Genomic DNA, 20,741 nt, shown 5'->3' with positions numbered 1-20,741 from the left:
CATCATCCGGTCCATATCACATTTACTTATCAAAATAATTAAATATTAAATTACTATGAGGTTGTTGTGACAACAGTTGCCTTGACATCATCAAACCAGAGGAAAACAAATGAAATACATACCCCTCGGAGCATACATCTCAATGACCTATCGCAGTCATTTTGTGAGAATAAACAACCAGATGAAAGAGCTTGGACTCTCATCAGGCCAGTTCCATGTACTCATGGTACTTGCCGACCAGCAGGGTATTACACAGGATTTCCTTGCCGGATCACTGCTCATTGACAAAGGAACCGTTGCCAGAGCTGTGAACATTCTTGAGAAAAATGGTATTGTCAGACGTATCCCGGATGAAAATAACCGTAGGGCTGTGCTCGTTTATCTGACCGAGAAAGGTGAAGAGCTCATTCCTCTGGTGGAGAACATAGACAGAGAATGGGAAGAAGCTGTTTTAAGAGACTTTACAGAAGAAGAAAAAGAACAGGCAAAGGCATTGCTCCGCAAGATAGCGCAGAACAGCTATGCAAATGCTTACGAAAAAGGTGACAGAAAATGGAAGGAATTTCCACTGAAAGACCAGTAAATGATCAAAAACAGAATTCAAAGCAAAGGTCCGGATACGAGACCTTAAAGATCATTGTCATCCTCAGCGCATCCATGCTCACTATCATGGGTTCGGCTGCTGTTGCACCCGCACTGCCGGAGATGCTGGAATTCTTCTCAGACGTACCGAACGCAGGTCTGCTGGTCTCCATGGTGGTCACATTACCGGCACTTGGTATCATTCTTAGCTCCCCTTTCATCGGCATCATGGCTGACAGATACAGCAGGAAGAACATACTCATGATAGCCCTTGCGATCTTTGCGTTTGTAGGAGCCACCGGTGCTATTCTCAATTCACTCTATCTTATACTGGCCTTCAGGATATTGCTGGGTGTCGGTATCGCAGGAATGACCATCTGTGCCACCGCCCTGCTGGCAGACAACTATTCCGGCGCCGAGCTCAAGAAGAAGATAGGGCTGCAATCCGCATGCATGGGTTTCGGAGCTGTGGTCCTTGAAGTGGCAGGCGGCGCCCTGGCAGATATAAGCTGGCATGCACCTTTCTACATTTACCTCATAGCACTTCTTATAATCCCGGGAGCAATGATCTCCCTCAGCGGGTCAAAGAGCAGCAATGAAAAGGACAGGCACACTGAGAACCCTGATGTTGACAGGCACTTCAAAGAGAAGAAGCTGCCACTCAAAAGCATTGTCATGATCTACATAGCAACATTCGTGCTCATGGTGCTCTTCTTCTCAGTACCTACAAAACTACCGTTCGTCCTGGATGAAAAAGGTATCACATCGGCACTTCTAATTGGTGCTCTGATATCCATCCCCGGACTTTTCGGAACAGTAGGAGCACTGGGACAGGTAAAGGTCTCAGGATTCCTTACAGAGATGAAGACGAACCTCTTCTTCTTCATCATGTTCGGAGCAGGAATCTTTATCCTCTCCATTGCACCTGATATGCCATCACTCATTGCAGGACTGATAATAACAGGCATTGCGTTCGGTGTCATAAACACCACGAACCTTAGCTGGCTTGGAAGGATCGCACCTGAGGATTCCCGTGGAAGGATATTCTCAGGATTTACCACCGTACTCTTCCTCGGTCAGCTCGTGAGCCCACTGATAATCCAGCCAATCCTTAAGACAGGAACTCTCTATGATGCCTATGCGTACCTTGGAATTGGTGGCATGGTCCTTGGAGTGATATTTGGTATCGTCAATGTGATGGGCGTCATCGAGCAACCTGTTCTGGCGATAGAGGAAACCATCGGAACAGAAGCAAGGTAATAGAAGATTATTGTTCCACCCACTCATCACTGACCAGGACACCATCCTGGAAAGTGATGACACGGTCCACGTACTTCACATGCCATGGCTCATGCGTTACCATCACAATGGTCTGGCCATAGTTGTCGTTCAGGTCCTTGAACACTTCCAGCACCTGCTCAGAGTTCCTGGTATCAAGGTTCGCACAGGGTTCATCAGCGAACATTATGTCAGGTTTTTTGGCTATTGCCCTTGCGATAGCCACCCTCTGTTTCTCCCCACCTGACAGTTCATCAGGGATCCTGTCATGTTTGTCCTTCAGGCCGACCTTATCCAGTGCCTCTAGGGCGGTCTTATAGGATTCTTTCTTTGACTTTCCTTCCATCATTGAGAGGATATACACATTCTCTGCGGCGGTCATCTCGTTGATAAGCGCGTAGTCCTGGAACACATAACCCACCTGGGTCAGCCTGTAATAGCTTCTCTCCGCCTCAGGCAGACTGGAAACCTTCAGGCCACGGATGGTGTACTCGCCACCTGTCGCATCGTCCAGCAGAGCCAGTATTCTCAGGAGGGTAGTTTTTCCGCTTCCTGACGCACCCATGATGGCTACGAACTCTCCCTTCTTTATCTCGAAGGAAACACCATTAAGAGCCTTGACGGTCGTATCCCCTGAGCCGTAATACCTTTTGAGGTCCTTTACCGTGATCATTTCAACGTCCCCATATGGCTTTGAGTATACTCTCCTTTGACACACTCCATGCAGGGAGGGTTCCGGCTATCACCGACAGGGTGAGCATGGTAACTATGCTCTCTATAAGCAGCATCACATCTATCTGTGGCCTTATTTCCATGGTCTCATAGAATGTCACAGGATTTGCCTGGAAGTAAAGCATAAGTGAGAGGTATAGGACCAATCCTGCAAGTATCCCCAAAGAAACATAGAACATGCTAAGGAAAGCATAAGACAGTACTATCGATCTCGGTGTAATGCCTATTGCTTTTAATATGCCGATCTCTTTTTTCCTGTTAAGTATGTTGATGTAGATTATGATCAGGATCAATGCTGCCCCTACGATCAAACCCACAAACTTTGACATTATGTCCAGAGCACCAAGACTTTGTAATGCTTGTCTTATGATGGTCTCGGATTTATCAGCCCATGTGAATACCTGCTCATTCACACCGGCATCCCTTATCTTGTACTTCATATGATCCTCACTTCCCGGCTGATCAACCCTTACGACCACACTGGTGGCTTTATCCCCTTCCAGACCATATACTTCTTCGATCTCTTTGTAGTGAACCAGGGCATTGAGGTCAACAAGTTCAAATGTTCCTTCCATGATACCCTTGACCTTATAGGTCCTTTTCACACCGTTACTGTATGTTACTTCAACAAGTGATCCAACTCTGGCTTCACCCAGATCATCATATATATCTCCAAAGGTTGTACTTGTGCCTGCGATTGCAGCACCAATGATGATCTCATCCCGGGAAAGCTCCCCCAGAAAATCTCCTTCAATGATACTATAGGGGTATTGTGATATCTCATACTCCTCTGTGGGAACTAGACCCGTTATCGTTACCCCCACAACGTTTTGTTTATGCTCGATGGATGCTCCAACATCCAGTCTTTTTGTTGCAGCCCTTACTCCTTCCACAGCCCGGACCTTCTGCAGGACATTGTCGGCATTGTTGATGTACATATTATCGCCAGATGGTTCGATAACAACATCCCCGTAAGGATAATCCTGCATGATACCCGTGAACAGGACAGTCATTCCCCCTATCATCGATGGAAGGAATACAAGGTTCATAAAAATAAGTGAAAGAACAAAAACAATGAATACCAATGTTTTTTTGTTCCCTCTTTTTATGCTGCTGCCTGCAATTAGAGCTCCAACCCTGATATCATCTATCATACCGAAGACCTCCGGACCCCTTATTCTTCTGTGTCCTCAACTGGAGCGCTGCCGCCTTCCATTAACTGCTTGATGATCTCATCCTTTGATCTTTTGGTTCTATAGTTATTGTAGGCCAGTCCGCCGATAACAGCCAGAAGCAACAATACGATAATTATCGTTCCTGCTCCCCCATCCCTTTCCATGACTATGATATTTACCTTCGTTTCGACCTGTTCCTCACCGAAATCATCGATATAAGTGATAGTAACCGGGATCTCGAACTCTCCGGACTGGTCTGCAACAAAAGTGATCACTGCCGGTCCGTCCTCATCAGGGTCAAGGGATCCTATAAAAGACTCCTTCAGTCCCTGGAACGGATGGTCCGCATAGACACGTATTGAATTAATGGTCCTGTCACCTGAGTTCTCGACCCTCATTGTCAGTTCCACAGTATCATCCACATAAGGAAGGACCGGGTTGATCTTTACAGATGCAAGGTTGAGGCTGCCTTTCCTGTCGAGTACGGTAATCTGGATATCATATTCATCCTTCTGGACACCATAATCATCCTCGTATTCTATGATAACAGGGATCTCAAAGGTTCCTGAGCTGTTGGCCTTGAACTTGAACGATGCTGTTTGGGTATCATTTGCTGCAAGTGCCCCTACAGTGGAACCTGTTATCCCTTTAAAATCATGTTCCAGATAGACCTCTACGGATTTTGCTATTGAATCCCCGTAATTCTGTATCTCGAGATCAAGATCGACCGTGTCACCGGCATAGATATACTTCGGATCTGTAGTGACAGAGGAGATCCTTGGTTCAGCATGCTCACCTGTGACTATGATCTCAACCTCATAATATGCTGTCCTCTGTGTATCTCCGGTTCCGTATGTCAGTTTCATTTTGATGAGATGAGGACCAGGTACAGCGTCAGGGGTTGTTCTCATATGGTATCTCAACTGCCTCTCACTGTCCTTGTACACAAATCGGGGAATTTCAGTGACAAGGTCCTCTGTAACTATGATATCAGGCGGGATGCTGAATATCTCAAATGTGATATCCTCAGGAACCTGGGTCCCGCAATTCTCAAGACTGATACCTACAGTGAATTCCTCATCCCTGCCGACAGAACTTGGACTTATATCTTCCACAACTGCCCTTAAACATTCATCACCTGAAGATTCCGCCTGAACGACAGGAACTCCTGCCAGGATAATTACCAATACCAATATGAACAAACATACAGATCCATTTCTCAGATTCATACCTCTCCCATCTCCCTTTGAAGCTTTTCTGTAAACTCGATAAGATTCTTGAAGATCAGGTCTAATGCGACCATTTGCTGGTAGTATTGCTCGATGATACCGAGTGTTCCTTCAGAATCCTCATCTTCACTGTCCTTGCATTTCTCCATGATCGCAGGAAGGTCCTTTAGTGCAGGAAGCACCATGCATTCGTTCTTGGACCTTATTGCAGCAATGGTCATTGACAGCATATCCCTCTGAATCGAGTAATACAGCTTCTTTGAACCGGCCTTCTTGGACTTATCAACAAGTCCCACCCCGCTAAGCAATTTCATAGCGGTGCTGACTGCCGAAAAACTATATCCGGTCTTTGAAGACAACTCTTCAAGTGTTAGCTCATCAGGTTCAGAATAAAGTATGGCAAGAAGCCTGGAAGAGAGTTCATCCAATCCATGGGACCTGATACCCTGATACACGAGTTCCTCGAATTCTTTTCTGACAGTTTCCATTTTGCAACCTTATTTACATAATTTACAGTAATTACTGATAATTGTGTAAATTATGGTATATATAATCATCGATTCGTGGAAATTGCCAGTCACATAAAACAACTGACAATTACAATGGAACAGGGGCAAGAGGCTTAATGTAAAAAATCGACCAGACAAAATACTTTTAAGTATCTATATCGTTATATGCAAAAATCATCATCAGTGGTCAACTACATACCACTATTGAACAGGTGCTGGAATGAACAAAGAGATCAATATCCTCGGAGCCGGAATAAGCGGGCTTGCATGCGCGATCATTCTCCGGAAGAACGGATATGATGTCAATATCTACGAAAAAAGAAAGAGCACCGGTACGAGATTCAACAGTGACTGGCAGGCAATAGAGAACTGGTCGGAAGATACCGATGCGATCGATGAGATCAGGTCCATAGGTATTGATACATCTTTTAAATGCGTACCTCTCTGTGAACTGAATCTGCACTATTCTGACAAAATTCGCAATCTCAGCGGCGATAATGCCTGCTATATGGTAAAACGTGGCACAGACAGTGATTGTCTGGATACGTGCCTGCTGGAACAGGCAAAGGCCCTTGGGGTTAACATTCATTACGGAACGATACCCGAAGAAGACGTTCCTATCCATATTGTTGCAACCGGTCCTGTAAAGGGAAATATCCTTGCAAAAGGCATCAAGTTCAGCACGAAAAAAGCTGATGCATACCACATGGCCTTAGGGAGTGAGATCGCAAAAGGATTCTACTCTTATCTGCTCATCAAGGATGGAGAAGGAACTATAGCAACCGTTTTTGATAACAAGAACGTCCTGGATTCTGAAAAGTACCTCCAGAATACTATTGACTGTTTCTCAGAATACATCGATCAGGAAGACATAATCTCTGGCCATAAGTTCGGAGGGTATGGCTACTTTGAGGTAAGAGAGAACATGTACAACGAGGACGGTGCAATGCTCATAGGCGAGGCAGGCGGACTTCAGGATTACCTATGGGGATTCGGCATGAGATATGCATTCCAGAGTGCTAACCTGGCTGTGAGGAGCATCATGACCGGTGAGTCCTACGATGAACTTGTAAAAGCTAACCTGCATCAAAAGCTCAAACACTCAAAAAGGAACAGGAAGCTCTTTGAAATGCTTGGGCCTCTTGCATACCCACTGGCGTATCATCTGTTCGACAGGAGTAAGGACCCAATGAGGTTTTTGAATAGGGTATACAGGTAGCTTTTTTGAAATAACAGGAAATATGAATGTACTGTTTCCTGATGATCCGGCTTTTTTCTCAAAATATCAATATCATTGCTCGTGCATTCAACCGAAAGTGTGCCAGCAATGAAACAAGAGAATATTAATAGCCTTAGAACCAGATCTACTATAAATGAGGAATAGGAATGGTAGATGAAAGAAAATATGATTTCTATTATAGAACCAATGGCCTCATATATGGTCTCAGGATCATGGGAATTATCTGCTTAGTAGCGGGCTTGATACTATTTTTTAATAAATGGTGGCCTTATTTACAATTGCTTTCATTACCCCTTATTTTGCTATCGGCTAATTTTTTTATAGGAAGTGTAGTGGCCTTGAAAGTAAGCACTTCCGATTACATGACCCTTCCCTTTGTTGATCTGTTCTCCTCAGATAATGATCTGGTCCTGGATGCAGGATGTGGTGCCGGCAGGGTCACAATTGAACTGAGCAAGGTGTTGAAAAATGGATCCATAGTAGCCCTGGATCTCTTTGATCCCAAAGTGGATCCCATGTCCGGTGGAAGAGACCTGCTGGAAAAGAATCTGGAAATTGCAGGCATAAACGATCGGGTTCAAATAGTCCAGGGAGACGTAACCCATCTTGAATTTGAGAATAACACCTTTGATTCGGCCACAAGCGCTCTATTATTGAATAATTTAGGCAAGGCAAGACTTTCGGGATTGCAGGAACTGCATCGCGTACTTAAAGAAGGTGGAAAATTACTGGTTATTGTCCCGGTACCTAGTCTCCACACATTTGCAATGATGAGCATATTCTGTTTTGCCATGACATCCGGCAAAAAATGGCAATCTCTCTTTAAACAGGCCGGCTTCAGTATTCTTGAAGAAGGAGATATCAACTTCGGCAGGTATTTTTTGTTGCAGAAATAACAGGCATTATAATTCTCTTACAAGACGCAAACCAACACGACTGCTGTTCCGTCTGGCGAGCGGAGGCATGTAATACCTGCTTGCTGACCGACACCCAACAGCAGATGTCTGCCAGCTTCCTCCACGCAGCACCCTCATAATCATGGATGATCCATCAGCATCCTCCATTGCACTGCCATCCCCGGGTGCATCTTCGTAACTGTCATGATACACATCCTGCATCCATTCCCACAGGTTCCCATGCATGTCATACAAACCCCAGGGATTCGGCTTTTTCTGACCCACGGGACAGGAACCTATATCCTGATTACCATAATGACAGTATTCCTCCAGATCAGAGTCATTGTCACCAAAAGAATAACGTGTGGCAGTGCCGGCCCTGCATGCATACTCCCATTCAGCCTCATTGGGAAGACGGTAACTATCAGTACCCTCCTTTTCGTTCAGTCTTTCAATGAACTCCTGCGCAGCAACCCATGAGACCCGGTCCACAGGCTTTTGTTTCCCTGTGAATTTTGAAGGGTCGTTCTCCATTACCTCACACCATTGTTCCTGCGTCACCAGGGATCTGCCAAGATAGAATGGTCTTCCTATTGTCACCCTGTGAACCGGACCTTCATTCCTGTACCAGTTCCGCTCATCGACCTTTGAACCCATTTCAAACTCGCCAGCAGGGATCAATATGAACTCCATACCTGTCGAATTCGTGAAAATGCTAAGAGGATGAGGACTCTCTGATCCTGTAATAATTCCTGTATGTTCCTTCATGGCTTCAGATCAATTATTCAGATAAATTCTTCAGATCAGTTCCACTTAGGGATCTTCACATGGAACGAACTACCCTGACCTATCTCGCTCTCGATCCAGATGCTTCCCTGATGGGCAGCCACGGTATCCTTGCAGATATAGAGACTTGATTCGAATCCCTGGAACATCCGTGATATGGAATCATCTGCCTGATACATCTTGTAGAACAGGCGTGGTATCAGTTCCTGGTCTATTCCTTCACCATTGTCCTTTATGGTCACATGAAGATGCCCGTTCTCATCATAGACATTCACACCTATACAATCGCCCTTAGGTGTGAGATTGATGGCATTGTGAATAAGGTAGACGAACATCTCGGTCAGCTTCTCCCTGTCGCCTTTCACAGGTGGTAGTCCTGCAGGGATATTCTTCTCCAGAGCAAGATGTTTCTCATCGATCAGAAGGATCTGGTTCAGCAATACATCCGAAAGGACAGTACCGAGACTTACAGGTTCAAATGAGTATTCTATCTTCCCGGACTGCTGAAGATCACTATAGAGCACCGCATCAATAAGGAGCTTCAGTCTTTCCGAATTATTCAGCAACGCGGAGATAGCTTCCTTCTGGGAACCGTCCAGCAGGTTGAGTGTTTCATCATCAAGAACATCGAAACTATGAAGAAGGTCATGACCGTTCTTCATACTGTCCTCAAGGAACTCATCCCTGATCATATTCACAGACCTGAGCTTTGTGTTTGCCTTTGACAGTTCCTCGGAATACTTGCTCAAAGCACCTTTCAACTGTTTTTTCTGGATCAGTTTCCACATTCCCTGCATAAGGAGCGTGAGCTGCTGGACATCGGATTCATCATAATCCTCTTCCTTGTTGCCCACACCTACAACAGCAACAATGTGACCGCCATCGAATATCGGGACATTCATGTGTCTTATCAGTTTGACATGTCCCTCAGGATAACCCTTCTTCAATGGGTTAGGGGCCATATAATCGTTAGTGATAATGGCCTTCCTCTGCTTAACAGCCTCACCCCAGAGTCCTGTGGTACTTACTGGATAGATGAACTGTCTGTCACTTATGCTACACTCGGCCATAGCATCCTTTGACCAGGAATGCATGATAAGGTCGGTTTCATCAGCATTCATAAATGCAAGATAACCAAGTTTGCTCTCAGTAAGCCTGACAGCCTCCTCCTTTACGAACTCAGCGATCTCATCCATAGATGATGCTTCCATCTCATTGAGTCTGACAAGTGCTTCCAGTCTGGATTCATTCAGCTTTTTAGCCTTCTCAGCCTTCTTACGTTCGGTTATATCACGTGCAACAGAAAGGATCGTCTTCTTGCCATTGTAATTGATCATCCTTGCATTGATCTCCAGAGGTATGACTGAACCATCCTTACAGATAGCTGCGGCCTCATACATTGCCTGATGTTCCCTTTCGATGACCTTGATCAGTTCAGATGCACGCTGTACGTACCACGAAGGAACGATATCCTCAGGGGATGATCTCAATATCTGCTCCTTGGAATAACCAAGGCTCTCAACGACCACCTCGTTCACATCTATGAGATTACCGTTCAACTCACTGACGTATATCTGGTCATTGATGTTGTTGAAAATGGTCTTGAACCTGTGGTCCGATTCCCTGAAATTCTCGGTCGTTATCCTGTGTTCGATCTCTATTGCTGCAAGATCGGCATTGGCCTTCAGATACTCATAACATGCCTTTAAGGGTGCGTTCGGAAAATTGAAATACATGAGGAAGACACCCAGTATCTCACCTGTGGAGGCCGTTATAAGCTCCGCCCAGCTTGCCTTGAGGTCTGCCTCCTTTGCAAGTTCCCTGTGCATTGCCCAATATGGATGCGTCTCTATATTCTCAACTATCACCCGTTCACCCATATAGAGAGCTGTTCCACCGGAGCATACACCATAACCGATCTCCAGACCCTCGAAAGCATCTTTGACAAAAGAAGGAAGGTTCGGTGCGATAACACGGCAGATATGCTTGTGCTGTTTATCCAGCAACATAATAGCACATGTCAATCCATCCCTTATCATTTCCGCATTGGTGACGAGTAATCCCAGAACATCCTCAAGGGAAGTATCAGTAAGTGCTTTTTTCCCATGGTTCTTCTGCTGATGGATGATCATCTGATGGTGTTTCCGTTCAGTGATATCGGTGATCGTACCTTCAAGATGAATATTGTCCTTATCATATTCCTTTATACGTACCCTGTCCTCAACAAAACGTACCTCATCGAACCTGCTTATTATCCTGTATTCCTGAATGAACTCAGGTAACCGTTTGTTAAGATACTTGAATGCCTTAAGCACAGCTTTCCGGTCATCATGATGGATAAGGTCGGCAAATTCGACCTTACCTGAATAGAAGTCTTCAGGTGTATAACCGAACTGCCGTATGTTATTGGAAATATACTTCACAGGAAAACCTTTCTCGACCTTCCTTGAGGTCACAATAACAGGACTGTTATTGATCACCGATTCCATACTGATATTTTGACCTGGTTCTAAGCTCATGTTTTTACCACAGATGATTTTAATTCCTGAATTTTTCTTCGATCGAACCAATTTAAGATAGACAGAACTATGCTAAAATCAGGAAATCATACCGCAGGCATGTTCCCTGTAGATAGTGGTCTTATCTCCCTGTAACTGATAGCCTTCACAGGACACACACCAACACATCTCTTGCAGCTTGTTCCCAGACAAAGGTGGGCAGTATAGTCTACATAGATGTGTCCATCCCTTGGGACAACATGAATAGCCTTTTCAGGACATTCACGTTCACACATCCTGCATTGCATACATCCGCTGGACTCCTCCTCGATGATCATGTCCAGATCCCTTATGATCTTCAGACCCTGATAGCCGGTGTCATCGATGTCCTTGCTGACCCTCTGCTCGATCGAAGGTACCTCTGTGACCTCAGGCAGTCCTGGCAGACCATTGCCCTCAAGGAAATGATTATACATCTCAGCCTGCATACCCTCTGTCCAGTAGGCCAGTTCACATGCATAGATGTTCTTGAAGGTATCATTGGAAGCAAGCATGATGTGGTCAGCCTTTATCCTGTCAGCAAGTTCCACTATCTCATCCAGCTCGAAGTTCCCGAGAACGACATCCTTTGCAAGCTCAAGTGATGTATTACCGAACTGCACTATGTTCTTTGAGAATACAGGAGCAAGTCCTATCTTCCTTCCCTTCTCAGCATCCACATAGGTACCTGATGCACCTGACATGTACATGTACTTCAGGTCCTCATACTTCACCCCGGACTCGATAAGCAACGTCAGATGAGCTGCCCTGATGGCACCAATTGCCTTTCCAGCCTCGGCGACGTCCTCATCCGTAAGGAATACCTTCTCACCAAGGATGAGTCGTCCCTTTGGAAGCTCAGGAAGCTTCTTTATCAGACCTGTATTTATGGCAAGAGAGAGAGCCGATATAACGCCGGTTCCTGTGATACCTCTGGCACGGATCTCACCATTTTCAACGATGACACCTGTTTCCGGGTCTATAAGGTCACCTTTTCCGGGCTTCATGTTCTCGTCCAGAACGGTCGTGCGCCAGAAACCAGCCTCTACATTCACATCAGAGATAGCTCCGGGGCTGGCAAGCATTCCGCATTTTATACCCTGACCCTCTATTGAAGGACCGGCAGCTGCACTGCAGGTAACGATACGGTCACCTACCTTCAATGCCATCTCAGCGTTGGTACCGTAATCAGTTACGATAGCAACCTCATCCTTATTGATGAAGTCTGTCTTGACCATCATTGCAAGGGCATCGGCACCGATCTCATGCTCTATTGAAGGAAGTACGATGATCTCACATTCATCCAGACCTGAATCGATACCGAAGATATCACTCCCCCTGTAGATCCTGAGGCCTCTTTCCACTTCCCCGATACCGAGTCTTTTCTGCATGTTCTTACCGGCATAGGCAAGATCCCTTATCTCGATATTCTGGAAAAGTGAGAGCTGGATAGGATTCCCACATACGGCTATCCTTGTGATCATCTCCAGAGGGATATGTAGCTCATCAAGCATCTTATGGATAGTGTGGGTCATTATCTTGTTAGCACTGTCCTCACCTACCTGGATCGCAAAACCCAGATGGTCGATCACATTCCCTCCAGGAAGAGGATGTCTCATTGTCATTACTGTTTTTACAGCACTCTTTTTCTTAAGGTTCAAAAGCTGCAACCTAAATCCACTAGTCCCAAGGTCCAATGCGATCCCGTACAAATAATTCCTCCTTTTGATCTTGAATTCAGAAAGGTCACTGAATGTTGGGACCTTTCACAGGTTCATGCTGGATATTCTGTGAGATTGGTATAAATAACGAATTCAGGCAAAAAATAAGAGCTGGCGATATGATCAACACCAAAAATACAGACGATATGATCGATAGAACAAAGCCTGTATCAAAAATAATACGATCGATAGGATCGAGACTATTTATTTATATACGAATACTTATTCCCTGAAAATTGACTTTCCTTCATGTGGATAGAAAAGGTTGCAGGACCTATAGTGTGTGGAGAGGTCCTGCTTTTGTGTAGATGGTACGTGTAATATCGTACAGTTATGTAGAAATGGTATCTTATCATATTTTGAAGGTTGATAAAGGTTGGAAGTAGACTGGATAGACCCAGACTGTACGACCATCGTTCTCATCTACCGGTCGCCTGCCACGTTAGGTACAGGCTTGCAATTCCAAGTAACGGGTTAAAGGATATATAATAACTTGTAGTAATGAATCCATGGGCCGAATATTATCAAGAACCTTTTTTCTATTCTAACGATCGATGACAAAAAGGGTTTGTCTCTGATCATGACCTTGCAGGAGAACAGAAGTAGAACAAGAATTGAGACCTTTGATATTGTCAAGACCATCGATCAGCACATGAGCAGGACATGCTGGAGCATGTAGATCGGACCAGCATCGTGATACATGAAAAATAACAGATGATAAAGGTATCACTTGACCTGCTCTGCAATGCCTCTATAATGCAGGAAGAATTCCTGACCCCATTGTCTTGCACTATCCTCGAAACTGATCACTTTCTTGTGATCGAAGAAGCCCTTCTTGTTGAAGAAAGATAGCAGCAGAAGATTATCCGTGATGGAGATAGCACCCGGTTTCACGATATCCTCCTCACATATGAACAAGTGTGAGTTCTGGGATTCCATGATCGCATTATACTGTTCAGTGTACTCGTCCCTCAATCTTTCATACACAGGTCTTGTAAGGACGAGATTATAGTTCACTTCCTTCTTTGCAAGCTCTGCATAGTTATAAGGACATGTCGGACAGAAATATGAATAGAATGTGCACACGTTCCTTGTCTGTTTCAGACTTGTGAGCAGTTCCTTTGGTGGCTCGAAAAGATGGTTCAGATCTGGTTCGTGTATCATGACATCACCGAGGTCTCCTATCCTGTCAAGAAGCAGATCAGGCACTGCACCCAGATCCCTGCTGGCCCAGAAATCCTTGTTCCCCTCGACAACATTCAGAGCCTCTATCAATGGTTTTATCTTTTTGAGTATGATCTGCCCCACATGGGTCAGCCTGTACTCATCATTTTCCTGTTCGATCAGACCCTGTTCAAGAAGTATCTTTATCTGGGCCATTATCGCACTGGTAGTCCCATTTATAGAATTCTTTATATCATCAATACTGGCCGGCCCTTCCATCAACATGATAAGAGTATTCTTCCTCTTCTCTGACAGAAATACCGTACTTATCAATTCTGTTTTCATGATCAACTCACCTGCCCTTGATTTAATGGGATCTGCCTGTCCTGCCGAACACAACTGACCCGTAAATGCTAGAATACTGACACAGAACACACATTTTTACCACCTGCATATAAGATCGGACCGATACGATCTTACTGCCCCGGTCTTTCTCCAAAGGTGTCGTGATATCGCTTGATAACCGACTCGATATAATTAGAGGTCACCCGTGAAGAACGCTTTGACATGAAATTATTCAGCGGGAATTCCGTATGACAGTGGGTACATCTGGCAAGTTCACAGCCCCTGACCAGACTCGGACATCCTGCACATAGTTTTGCCCTTGAGTAGAACAGATTGAAGGTTGTACCACATTCGGGACAATGTAACATCCTGTTCGCATCATAGAAGCTCTTGTTGACACCTTTCCTTTGCAACTCGAAAGAATACCTTTCATCGCGCCTCAGATCATCGATAAATCTTTTTTCGTCTGACATCTCTTTCACCTATTGACTGCCATACATGATTTTGAGTTCTTGTCTATATATAACGAATTATACTGGAAAATCAAATAGGTCTAAGAAATCCGTGACCGACAAAAAAACAAAGACGTTGATTGGATCGAAGCCTTGATCATAACAAAAGGATCAGATATAATAGTCGGTTACGCGCATATTTTGCATTATAAAAATGCCGGAAGATATCTAACCTGTATACAGGACATATCTGAAAAGAACTAAATGCACTATGCAGAACCATCGTGCATTACTATTCTAAAACCGCAACGATCAAAAATGGTGTCTTAAAAATGAGAGCAGGTCTTTTGTGAGGATGGAACATGGAATTCCGGAGATTGTTCGAGCCATCATACATTGGAAAATGCCATCTCAAGAATAGGATCATAATGGCACCTATCGGAAATATCAACATGGCAGATCCTACCGGCCGCCCTCTTGATAAGATGATAGAATACTTCAAAGAAAGGGCAAAAGGAGGTGCAGGTCTGCTCATAACGGGCCTTGTCCCGGTGTCCTATGGGATCGACCCCTGTCTTTACGAAGAGAATAACACTACATATTTCCCGCGTATCGATGGTTCTTCAAGAACAAGACTCAGCGGATGGAGGGATCTCACAGCAGCCGTAAGACCCTATGGAGCCAGGATCTTTATCCAGCTATCCCCCGGTCTTGGAAGGGTCGGATCTCCTGAACCTGCATTGAAAGGTAAGATATTAAGATCCGCCTCCTGGAACAGGAACTTCTACATACCCCAGGTACCACATCTTCCCCTTTCGGACCGTAAGATCAGGAAGATCATCAAAATGATGGGACAGAGTGCAGCCAATGCAAAGATGTCAGGATTCGATGGGGTCCACCTGCACGGCCATGAAGGATACCTGATGGACCAGTTGACCTCCGCACCCTGGAACCGCAGGAGCTTCGGCAGGTACAGGAACAAGTTCCAGTTCGGTATCGACGTTGTCAGGGAGATAAAGGAACGCTGTGGAGAGGATTTTCCCGTTATATACAGACTGGACCTGACACAGGCGTTGCAGGAAAGTTACGGGGATACGGTATTCAGGAAACGTTTTCATGGAAAGGAACGGACGATAGAAGAGGGATTACAGTTCTGCAAGGCTCTCCATGAGGCAGGAGTGGATGCTTTCGATGTCGACAGGGGTTGCTACGATAACTGGTTCTGGCCGCATCCTCCATCCTATTTCGATGATGCGATCTATGCGAAGGAGATGGCTGGCAGGCTGAAGGAGTTCTTCAGGCAGGAGAACATCGGTGCAAAAGTGATAGCTGTGGGCAAACTCGGAAAACCTGAGGTTGCAGAAGAAGTGCTTGGTCAGGGATGGGCAGACTTTGTAATGCTTGGAAGACCACTACTGGCCGACCCATACTGGCCTGTCAAGGTAAAGCAGAACAGGGCAAAGGAGATCATCCATTGTATAGGCGATCACGAGGGATGTATGGAATCGTTCAAAAAAGGAGGACATCCCTGTTGCTCAGTGAACCCTTACACCGGTTTTGAGGATACTAAGAAACTGGTCAGGACAGATACTATAAGGAAGATAGCTGTCATCGGAGCCGGACCTGCCGGTTGTGAAGCAGCTATGACAGCCTGCAAAAGAGGACATGATGTCACTCTCTTTGAAAAGACCGACAGGATAGGTGGACAATTGTTCACTGCCGGTAAGATGACAATAAAGCATGATATCAGAAGATATCTCGAAAACCTGCAGTACCAGGTCAGGCTTATGGAGAAGAAAGGGCTGAAGGTAGAGTTAGAAAGGGAGATCAGGACCGATGAGATTGACGGAGAGTATGATGTCATAATCTGCTGTAACGGCCTCAGGACCAGATCACCTGACATAGAAGGGATCGAAGCTATAAAACACATCGAAGCAAGGGAATTCCTGAACAGTGATATGGAACTACCTGCAGATGCTAAAGATATAATAGTGGTAGGTGGCGGGATGCTCGGATGTGAGATCGCCTATTCACTTGCCCGTGAAAAAGGAAGCAATGTCACTATTATTGGAAGAAATAAGGAACTGATGCCGGAGACCACCCATGCCAATCGGGCACAGATGTTGTGGATGATGATGGGGAAAGGGTCGCCTTCCGGAAAAGAGGAAGATGCTCTTCAGCAACCTGTCAGAGTGTATAATTTCTCAGAGATAGTACGCTTTTCAGATGGCCAGGTCCATATCAAGGCTAACAGGGGGAGAAAGGACCCTTATACACCCTGGAAGCCACTGATCCCTGAGAATGTAAGGAACCCTTTTGAAAAGAAGACCGACCCTGACGATGTCGAGGAGATCGTCATCCATACTGACCTTGTGATATTCGCCACTGGAGGACAGGCGGACGATAAGCTTTACTATGAACTGCTAAAAGCGGATGCTGCACCTGAGATATATTGTGTGGGTGATGCAAGCGAACCAGGCAGGGTATGGGAAGCTATCACAGGGGCTAACGAGATAGCAAGGAATATCTGATGATACATATAGGATGTATCTGATAATTCTCATTTACAGATATCTGGCAATTATCTGAAATTCCTGTGATCAATGAGATCACATTCTATCCGGAGACCGATATATCCATGCTTTTGATAATATCAAAGGTATTCTTTTTTTTCATACCTGGGTTTTCCTGCAAGCTGTGGATTACGAATAGCAGATCTGCAAGATTCATATTCTGAATATAGAATATAGTATTGATAATAAGTAATCTGTTGATTAATTACTGGAAGTTATTATATATATTCATAGGGGCAATGGTGAATTGTCAACTATTACAGATCCAGTGTCTGTTCTGTTGGCATAAGAAATCATTAACGAACCAATGTTCAGGAATATGAGAACAGAACGGTCCAGTTCCTGGATGTTGACAAGATATCGGAGGTATTCTATGGAAGAAAATGAGATCATCAACGGACTTACAGATGCAGTTGTTAACGGAAAGAAAGACCAGGCAATCGAATTGTCACAGAAGGCACTGGACGAGGGCATTGACCCTTACATTGCAGTGATAAATGGTCTTGCAAAGGGCATGGAGATCATGAGCGAGAGATATGAGCAGAAGCAGGCATTCATGCCACATCTCCTGATGGCTTCCAATGCAATGTACGGAGGTATGGACATACTCATACCACACATCAAGAGCGAAGGCGACGGTGCAAGGAAGGTCCTTATCATCGGCAGTGTGGAAGGAGATGTACATGACATCGGTAAGAACCTCGTCAAGACAATGATGAGCGCTGTTGGTTTTGAAGCTGTCGACCTTGGAAAGGACGTACCTGTTGAGCAGTTCGCAGAAGCTGCTGCTGAGCACAAGGCAGACATCGTATCCATGAGCACACTCATGACATCCACAATGGACAACATGCAGAGAGTCATGGACAGTCTTGAGAGCAAGGGCATCAGGGACAACCTGAAGGTCATCATCGGCGGTGCACCTATCACAGCAGACTTTGCAGTTGAGATCGGTGCAGATGCAACAAAGACCGATGCCATGGAAGCTGCAAGATGGGCACAGGAAGCAGCAGCAGCTCTTGCACCTGAAAGGTGGAGCTAAAGATGAAATGACTGCAGGACAGGCACTGTTACATGTTCGCCCTTATCCGATCCACGACAAAGCCCTGGTTCGTGGATCCGATAGGTCACACAAAGCAACAACCAACCATCAATACCGGCTGCCGAAATATCAGAGACTCGCCAGGCAGCCTGTATGCATATGCGAATGGTCGGTGCCATTCCTGTAGTATGATGACGGGACCCTGACATTAAAGTATAGAGGAATGGAGGTGTCAGATGGTCCCGGTCATCCTATATCCACTTCACAGAATATCAACAGGACAAATTTATCCGGATCCCTGATACGGATCCCATTTCATAATCATAAAAATTACAGGAGTTCACTTCAATGGATGAATACACACCTAAAGAGAGACTGGCACGTGCATTAAGAGGAGAAGCAGTTGACAGGATGCCAGCGATCTCAGTAACACAGACAGGAACCGTAGAGCAGATGGAAGCCTGTGGTGCCTTCTGGCCGGAAGCAAACAATGATGCGCAGAAGATGGCAACACTTGCAGAAGCAGGTCACACCGTCATTGGTCTTGAAGCAGTTCGTGTTCCTTTTGATATCACAGCAGAGGCCGAGTTCTTCGGATGCGAGATAAAAGATGGTACTAAAGAACAGCAGCCTTCAGTGGTCGGCCATGTGGTCAGCTCCACAGAGGACATCGAGAAACTCAAAGACTATGATATCAGTCAGGGAAGGATCGGCGTTGTATGTGAAGCGATCAAGATCCTTGCAGAGAAATACGGCGAAGAACTGCCGATAATGGGCAGCATGCTCGGTCCTTTCTCCCTTGCACAGCACATGAACGGTGACGACTGGTTCATGGCCATTATGACAGATGAGGAATTCGGATTCGCTCTTATGGAGCTTACCACCCAGTTCAACATCGAATATGCAAAGAAGATGGTCGAGAACGGAGCAGACACCATGGTGATCATCGACCCTACAGCAAGTGCAATGCTCATCGGTGACGAGTTCTACCAGAAGTTCGTCGTACCTGCACACAAGAAAATAGTCGATGCAATGCATGAGCTGAACGTTGCAACAGTATTGCACATATGTGGTGATACTACACCAAGTCTCGGACTTATGGAATCCTCAGGAGTGGACGCCATCAGTGTGGACCAGAACGTTGACGTTGCTACCGCTTTAAGCAAGGCGGATAAGGCGGTTATCGTTGGTAACCTCGATCCTGTAAGTGCCCTGTGGAAAATGTCACCTGAAGAGATCAAAGATGTCTCACAGGGAATACTGGAGGCAGGAGTGGGACTTCTCGGACCGGGATGCGGTATCGTCAGTAAGACCCCGAATGCCAATCTGCAGGCAATGGTCGAAATGGTCAAAGGCCACAAGTATTGAAATAAAAAGCATAATCAAAAATAGTCTCTTCCGATCGTATCTTTCATGTTCAATGACCTTCTGTCAGGAGAGATTATTCATTTGATATGATGGAACCTGAATATCAAGCGCATCAGGTTTTATCCGGAGATCTACCTCCACACTTCCCTGGCCAGTGCCTTATCAACACTGGCTTTTTTATTTTTTCATAAGGGAACCCTCACATTTGATTGAAAACAGGAGATGTAACTCTAATTCCCTCACAATCCATAAAAAATGTAGTGATCGACATGATATCTCAATTAAAGGTATTCTTAGATACACAGAGCCTTCGAAATCCTCTGCAACTTGGAGATATGAAGGTCTCACTTGAAGAGAAGAGCAGGATCCTTCTCAATACTCCCCATTATTTCTTCATATTCATGCTCTCGACCATATTCGGTGTCCTGATATACTACAGGACTACCGTTGATGAGTTCCTGCCAATGGCAGTGCTATCATTGCTATGGATACTCTTCTGGAAGAACACAGACCAGAAGGGCAGGATCTTCCTCGTGATCGCATCGGTGTTCGGTTATGTCCATGAGCTCCTTGGTGTCAGATACGGGTATTTCACCTACCTTGGAGGATTTATAGGCGGATCCCCAATATGGCTGATCCCGGGATATGGGACGATATTCTGGTCATCCTATAACCTGTGGGAGATCTTCGAGAAGGACTATTCTGAAAAAAAATGGTTCAGCCTGACGAATATCCTTATCCCGGTCAGTCTTGCCGTATTGATAGCAATTGATCACATGGTGTTCGATCTGTCCCTGAAACCGATCAGTATACTGATGAAGTTCACACTTGCATTCATGCTCTTCAGGAACTTCCAGGGAATAAGACTTGCATATTTCGTTGCTTTCTTCACAGTCCTCACAGAGCTTACGGGAGAGATCCTGGGTACATGGTCCCACCCGGAATTCTCGCTCATATCCCTGATGGCCGGATATGTGTTCCTGCTCTGGGTATGCCTGACGATCGATGGATTCTCAAAAGGGACCATATCAAGGAATACAAAGGAAGTTGTTGCCGGATCCGTCCTTACTACCTTCTACATATTCCTCTTACTTGGATTCATCTCAGTTTAAGAT

General features: G+C 45.3%; 17 protein-coding genes. 8 read left to right on the top strand and 9 right to left on the bottom strand.

All coding sequences use genetic code 11. From position 1 onward, the window contains the following. Positions 1-109 precede the first annotated feature (109 nt). Together V7O63_RS09105 and V7O63_RS09100 are read left to right on the top strand one after the other, a co-directional pair. Positions 110-583, top strand: coding sequence for a MarR family transcriptional regulator (locus tag V7O63_RS09105; protein WP_340818141.1), 474 nt, complete (start codon positions 110-112; stop codon positions 581-583). Then, positions 553-1,842, top strand: coding sequence for an MFS transporter (locus V7O63_RS09100; RefSeq protein WP_340818140.1), 1,290 nt, complete (start codon positions 553-555; stop codon positions 1,840-1,842). Before V7O63_RS09105 ends, V7O63_RS09100 begins: the two co-directional genes overlap by 31 nt. Before the next feature lie 7 nt (positions 1,843-1,849). Here V7O63_RS09100 and V7O63_RS09095 read toward each other — a convergent pair whose 3' ends face one another. From V7O63_RS09095 to V7O63_RS09080, 4 genes are read right to left on the bottom strand one after another with little or no spacing between them, the layout of a single operon-like run. Beyond that, complete coding sequence (locus tag V7O63_RS09095; RefSeq protein ID WP_340818138.1) at positions 1,850-2,533, bottom strand: ABC transporter ATP-binding protein; 684 nt, start codon at positions 2,531-2,533, stop codon at positions 1,850-1,852. A 1-nt stretch (position 2,534) separates the two neighbouring features. Continuing rightward, positions 2,535-3,746: an FtsX-like permease family protein gene (locus tag V7O63_RS09090; RefSeq protein WP_340818137.1), complete on the bottom strand. Its 1,212-nt coding sequence runs from the start codon at positions 3,744-3,746 to the stop codon at positions 2,535-2,537. 20 nt (positions 3,747-3,766) lie between these two features. Next, positions 3,767-4,954 carry a COG1361 S-layer family protein gene (locus V7O63_RS09085; RefSeq protein WP_340818135.1) on the bottom strand — a complete coding sequence of 396 codons (1,188 nt, stop codon included), beginning with the start codon at positions 4,952-4,954 and terminating at the stop codon, positions 3,767-3,769. A gap of 38 nt (positions 4,955-4,992) precedes the next feature. Beyond that, complete coding sequence (locus tag V7O63_RS09080; protein WP_340818133.1) at positions 4,993-5,484, bottom strand: hypothetical protein; 492 nt, start codon at positions 5,482-5,484, stop codon at positions 4,993-4,995. Positions 5,485-5,725: 241 nt separating this feature from the next. Between V7O63_RS09080 and V7O63_RS09075 the strand changes: the two genes are divergently transcribed. After that, complete coding sequence (locus tag V7O63_RS09075; protein ID WP_340818132.1) at positions 5,726-6,724, top strand: NAD(P)/FAD-dependent oxidoreductase; 999 nt, start codon at positions 5,726-5,728, stop codon at positions 6,722-6,724. Between the two features lie 167 nt (positions 6,725-6,891). Beyond that, positions 6,892-7,641: a class I SAM-dependent methyltransferase gene (locus tag V7O63_RS09070; protein WP_340818131.1), complete on the top strand. Its 750-nt coding sequence runs from the start codon at positions 6,892-6,894 to the stop codon at positions 7,639-7,641. A 6-nt stretch (positions 7,642-7,647) separates the two neighbouring features. On the opposite strand, the gene V7O63_RS09065 is transcribed toward V7O63_RS09070, so the two are convergent. The 5 genes from V7O63_RS09065 to V7O63_RS09045 all read right to left on the bottom strand — a co-directional run bounded on the left by V7O63_RS09065 (position 7,648) and on the right by V7O63_RS09045 (position 14,667). After that, positions 7,648-8,409, bottom strand: a complete 762-nt coding sequence (locus V7O63_RS09065; protein ID WP_340818130.1) for a formylglycine-generating enzyme family protein — start codon at positions 8,407-8,409, stop codon at positions 7,648-7,650. Between the two features lie 35 nt (positions 8,410-8,444). Continuing rightward, complete coding sequence (locus tag V7O63_RS09060) at positions 8,445-10,946, bottom strand: GAF domain-containing protein (protein ID WP_340818129.1); 2,502 nt, start codon at positions 10,944-10,946, stop codon at positions 8,445-8,447. 86 nt (positions 10,947-11,032) lie between these two features. Continuing rightward, entirely contained in the window at positions 11,033-12,676 is a 1,644-nt protein-coding gene (locus V7O63_RS09055) for a methylamine methyltransferase corrinoid protein reductive activase (RefSeq protein ID WP_340818127.1), read from the bottom strand. A 735-nt stretch (positions 12,677-13,411) separates the two neighbouring features. Then, positions 13,412-14,194 carry a winged helix-turn-helix domain-containing protein gene (locus tag V7O63_RS09050; RefSeq protein WP_340818126.1) on the bottom strand — a complete coding sequence of 261 codons (783 nt, stop codon included), beginning with the start codon at positions 14,192-14,194 and terminating at the stop codon, positions 13,412-13,414. Positions 14,195-14,325: 131 nt separating this feature from the next. Continuing rightward, positions 14,326-14,667, bottom strand: coding sequence for a hypothetical protein (locus tag V7O63_RS09045; RefSeq protein WP_340818125.1), 342 nt, complete (start codon positions 14,665-14,667; stop codon positions 14,326-14,328). A gap of 341 nt (positions 14,668-15,008) precedes the next feature. Here V7O63_RS09045 and V7O63_RS09040 point away from each other — a divergent pair, with 341 nt between their 5' ends. From V7O63_RS09040 to V7O63_RS09025, 4 genes are all read left to right on the top strand, one after another. Beyond that, positions 15,009-17,177 carry an FAD-dependent oxidoreductase gene (locus tag V7O63_RS09040; protein WP_340818124.1) on the top strand — a complete coding sequence of 723 codons (2,169 nt, stop codon included), beginning with the start codon at positions 15,009-15,011 and terminating at the stop codon, positions 17,175-17,177. Between the two features lie 415 nt (positions 17,178-17,592). After that, positions 17,593-18,258 carry a corrinoid protein gene (locus V7O63_RS09035; RefSeq protein ID WP_340818123.1) on the top strand — a complete coding sequence of 222 codons (666 nt, stop codon included), beginning with the start codon at positions 17,593-17,595 and terminating at the stop codon, positions 18,256-18,258. A 348-nt stretch (positions 18,259-18,606) separates the two neighbouring features. Next, positions 18,607-19,626, top strand: coding sequence for a methylcobamide:CoM methyltransferase MtbA (gene mtbA, locus V7O63_RS09030; protein ID WP_340818122.1), 1,020 nt, complete (start codon positions 18,607-18,609; stop codon positions 19,624-19,626). A 269-nt stretch (positions 19,627-19,895) separates the two neighbouring features. Then, positions 19,896-20,738, top strand: a complete 843-nt coding sequence (locus V7O63_RS09025; protein ID WP_340818121.1) for a hypothetical protein — start codon at positions 19,896-19,898, stop codon at positions 20,736-20,738. Positions 20,739-20,741: the final 3 nt, after the last annotated feature.

It is taken from the genome of Methanolobus sp. WCC4, from assembly GCF_038022665.1.
Taxonomy (GTDB): domain Archaea; phylum Halobacteriota; class Methanosarcinia; order Methanosarcinales; family Methanosarcinaceae; genus Methanolobus.
Note: the sequence above shows the minus strand (reverse complement) of the source record. Positions and strands in the feature narration are given on the sequence as shown.

Bases quoted from the DNA above. Each gene is read 5' to 3' on its own strand.
- V7O63_RS09105 (WP_340818141.1), top strand. From the start codon at position 110: ATGAAATACATACCCCTCGGAGCATACATCTCAATGACCTATCGCAGT.
- V7O63_RS09100 (WP_340818140.1), top strand. From the start codon at position 553: ATGGAAGGAATTTCCACTGAAAGACCAGTAAATGATCAAAAACAGAAT.
- V7O63_RS09095 (WP_340818138.1), bottom strand. From the start codon at position 2,533: ATGATCACGGTAAAGGACCTCAAAAGGTATTACGGCTCAGGGGATACG.
- V7O63_RS09090 (WP_340818137.1), bottom strand. From the start codon at position 3,746: ATGATAGATGATATCAGGGTTGGAGCTCTAATTGCAGGCAGCAGCATA.
- V7O63_RS09080 (WP_340818133.1), bottom strand. From the start codon at position 5,484: ATGGAAACTGTCAGAAAAGAATTCGAGGAACTCGTGTATCAGGGTATC.
- V7O63_RS09075 (WP_340818132.1), top strand. From the start codon at position 5,726: ATGAACAAAGAGATCAATATCCTCGGAGCCGGAATAAGCGGGCTTGCA.
- V7O63_RS09070 (WP_340818131.1), top strand. From the start codon at position 6,892: ATGGTAGATGAAAGAAAATATGATTTCTATTATAGAACCAATGGCCTC.
- V7O63_RS09065 (WP_340818130.1), bottom strand. From the start codon at position 8,409: ATGAAGGAACATACAGGAATTATTACAGGATCAGAGAGTCCTCATCCT.
- V7O63_RS09060 (WP_340818129.1), bottom strand. From the start codon at position 10,946: ATGAGCTTAGAACCAGGTCAAAATATCAGTATGGAATCGGTGATCAAT.
- V7O63_RS09050 (WP_340818126.1), bottom strand. From the start codon at position 14,194: ATGAAAACAGAATTGATAAGTACGGTATTTCTGTCAGAGAAGAGGAAG.
- V7O63_RS09045 (WP_340818125.1), bottom strand. From the start codon at position 14,667: ATGTCAGACGAAAAAAGATTTATCGATGATCTGAGGCGCGATGAAAGG.
- V7O63_RS09040 (WP_340818124.1), top strand. From the start codon at position 15,009: ATGGAATTCCGGAGATTGTTCGAGCCATCATACATTGGAAAATGCCAT.
- V7O63_RS09035 (WP_340818123.1), top strand. From the start codon at position 17,593: ATGGAAGAAAATGAGATCATCAACGGACTTACAGATGCAGTTGTTAAC.
- mtbA (WP_340818122.1), top strand. From the start codon at position 18,607: ATGGATGAATACACACCTAAAGAGAGACTGGCACGTGCATTAAGAGGA.
- V7O63_RS09025 (WP_340818121.1), top strand. From the start codon at position 19,896: ATGATATCTCAATTAAAGGTATTCTTAGATACACAGAGCCTTCGAAAT.